Genomic DNA, 2,702 nt, shown 5'->3' with positions numbered 1-2,702 from the left:
GGGCATTGGCGGCTGTCGGGGATACCTTGGGTATTAAACTTAAACATAATGCTGCTTAATTTTGATTAGTTACTTAACTTAACACATTTATCTGTCTGTTTACAATGAGAAAATACTTCGTTATCCTTGTCTTAGCTCTTTGTTCCGTCGGAACATTGAAAGGGCAGACTGCATCAGATTCTTTGGCAATCGTTTCCGCACAATGGGAGATAATACATGCTCAAAAAGGAATTATCCACAAGAGTGCGTCTATACCTCAGCTTTATCAGTGCCCCCAAGTTATCAACCTGATAGAGATTGACCCCGGCAAAGGGATGAAGGCGGGTATTGCCCTATCGGACGGTATGAAAAAGACAAGCCGGATAGCTTCCGAACATCATGCGCTTGCGGCAATCAATGGTTCTTATTTTGATATGAAGCATGGGAATTCTGTCTGTTTCCTGAAAACAGGCAGGCAAGTGATTGATACGACAACGATAAACGAGTTTAAACTACGTGTCACGGGAGCCGTTTACGAACGGAAAGGAAAGATGAAGCTGATTCCCTGGAACAGACAGATTGAGAAAAAATATAAGCGAAAGGTGGGTACAATATTGGCATCCGGACCGTTATTATTAAAAGACGGTCGGGTATGCGACTGGAGCTTGTGTGGAAGGGACTTTGTCCGGACCAAGCATCCCCGTAGTGCTGTTTGCATGACAAAGGACGGAAAAATACTGCTTGTCACGGTGAACGGACGTTTCCCGAGGCGTGCCGAAGGGGTGAATATCCCCGAACTGGCACACCTACTTCGAATATTAGGCGGTAAGGATGCATTGAACCTGGATGGTGGCGGTTCCACAACATTATGGCTGTCGGGAGCACCGGATAATGGCGTTGTCAATTATCCTTGTGATAATAAACGTTTCGACCATGCCGGAGAACGTGGAGTGCCCAACATCATTTATGTTTATGAATAACCTTATTATTTATCAGCTATCGCACGGTTTGAAGCTGCGAATAAAATGGAAAATGAAATGAAGAAACTTTTAAGATGCTCCCTGTTGGGGTTATTATTACTGTGCAGTGTCGTTGTAAACGGAGCACAAATCCCCAAATATATCTTCTTGTTTATCGGTGACGGCATGGGATTCAACCATGTGGAAGCAACCCAAATTTATGCGGAGAAAGTAGGAACAGATACGGGAGAACGCTCGCTGTTATTCCCTACTTTTCCTGTATTGACTCAGGTATGCACGCGCTCGGCTTCTCACTTGATTACGTGTTCATCCGCCGCGGCTACCGCTTTGGCTACCGGAGAAAAAACGACGAACTATGTAATCGGAATGGATGCGGAAAAGAATCACGGGTTAAAATCCCTGGCACGCCGACTGAAAGATAAGGGTTATAAAATAGGAATAGTCACTTCTGCCTCTATCGACCACGCTACCCCCGGTGGATTCTATGCTTCACAGCCCGACCGTTCTATGTATTACGAAATAGGAGTGGATGCCGCCAATTCCGGTTTCGATTTTTTCGGTGGGGCAGGATTACTTGAACCTCGCAGCAAGCGGAATCCTTCGGCACCTTGCCTTTACGACCTGTTCAATCAGAAAGGCTATACGATGTTTCGTGGAATGGACGCTTATAACCGTGCTGCTGCAAAGGATAAAATTCTCCTCTTCCCAACTGACACAGTGAGCAAAAGCTTGAAATATGCGATGGACCGTTCCGGCAAAGACTTGAGTTTGCCTGATTTGACAAAAGCTTGCCTTGCTAATTTTCAGGAAACCGCGAAGAAGGGTTTCTTTATGATGGTAGAAGGAGGAAAAATAGATTGGGCGGCCCATGCCCATGACGGTGGCGCTGTTGTGAAAGAAACCATTGACTTCGACCAATGTATCCGTTTGGCTTATGATTTCTACAAAAAGCATCCGAACGAGACATTGATATTAGTGACCGCCGACCACGAAACAGGCGGTCTTGGACTGGGCAACTCTGATATGAACTTGAATATCGACTTGCTTCAATATCAGAAGTGTTCACAAGAAGCCTTGACTGCTGCTATGCGTGAAATGAAAAGTGGAAAGATGATTCCTTCGTGGGAAGACATGAAAGCGTTCTTGAGAAAGAACCTGGGCTTTTGGGAACAAATTAAGATTACTCCGCGTGAAGAACTTGAATTATTGGTTTGCTACGAAGAGTCTTTCTTGAAGAAGAAGTCGAAAGATGTGGTCAGCCTTTACGCAAAAGATGAACCTTTAGCGGTGGCTGCCATTGCCTTATTGGATAAGAAGGCGTCATTGGGATGGACAACTAAAACTCATACGGGAGCACCCGTGCCATTGTATGCGATAGGCAAGCAGGCTGTTCTTTATTCGGGCAGGAGAGACAATACGGATATGGCTAATGTTCTGCGGAAGTTGTTCCTTATCAAATAGGGAGAGGTTTGTCAAGCAAGAATGTGAGGCACTATTCGAGTTAGAGGAACCCCGCATGAAAATGAACCAAGCCAATATTGAATATGAAATATATGGCTGGATACTACATAATGTCGGCTCTATATGGCGATTTTGACGTTGATTTATTAATCGACAACTGGAGTCGGCCACTTAGCTGACTGGAGTCGGCTACTTAGACAACTGCGGGGCTGACTAAAAAGCCCCCCTCATCTTTTTCCTCAATTTAAATAATAGTCCACACAATAAAAAGTCTCCCTTTCT

At 44.9% G+C, this 2,702-nt stretch carries 2 protein-coding genes; both read left to right on the top strand.

Going from position 1 to position 2,702, the window contains the following annotated elements; translation table 11 throughout:
- The first annotated feature begins 104 nt into the window (after positions 1-104).
- Complete coding sequence (locus NSB03_RS20315; protein WP_257466619.1) at positions 105-959, top strand: phosphodiester glycosidase family protein; 855 nt, start codon at positions 105-107, stop codon at positions 957-959.
- A gap of 57 nt (positions 960-1,016) precedes the next feature.
- Entirely contained in the window at positions 1,017-2,420 is a 1,404-nt protein-coding gene (locus NSB03_RS20310) for an alkaline phosphatase (RefSeq protein WP_024988863.1), read from the top strand.
- Positions 2,421-2,702 lie beyond the last annotated feature (282 nt).

The organism is Bacteroides acidifaciens (genome assembly GCF_024623065.1).
Taxonomy (GTDB): Bacteria; Bacteroidota; Bacteroidia; order Bacteroidales; family Bacteroidaceae; genus Bacteroides; species Bacteroides acidifaciens.
Note: the sequence above shows the minus strand (reverse complement) of the source record. Positions and strands in the feature narration are given on the sequence as shown.

Coding starts and splice junctions, on each gene's coding strand:
- NSB03_RS20315 (WP_257466619.1), top strand. CDS start 105: ATGAGAAAATACTTCGTTATCCTTGTCTTAGCTCTTTGTTCCGTCGGA.
- NSB03_RS20310 (WP_024988863.1), top strand. CDS start 1,017: ATGAAGAAACTTTTAAGATGCTCCCTGTTGGGGTTATTATTACTGTGC.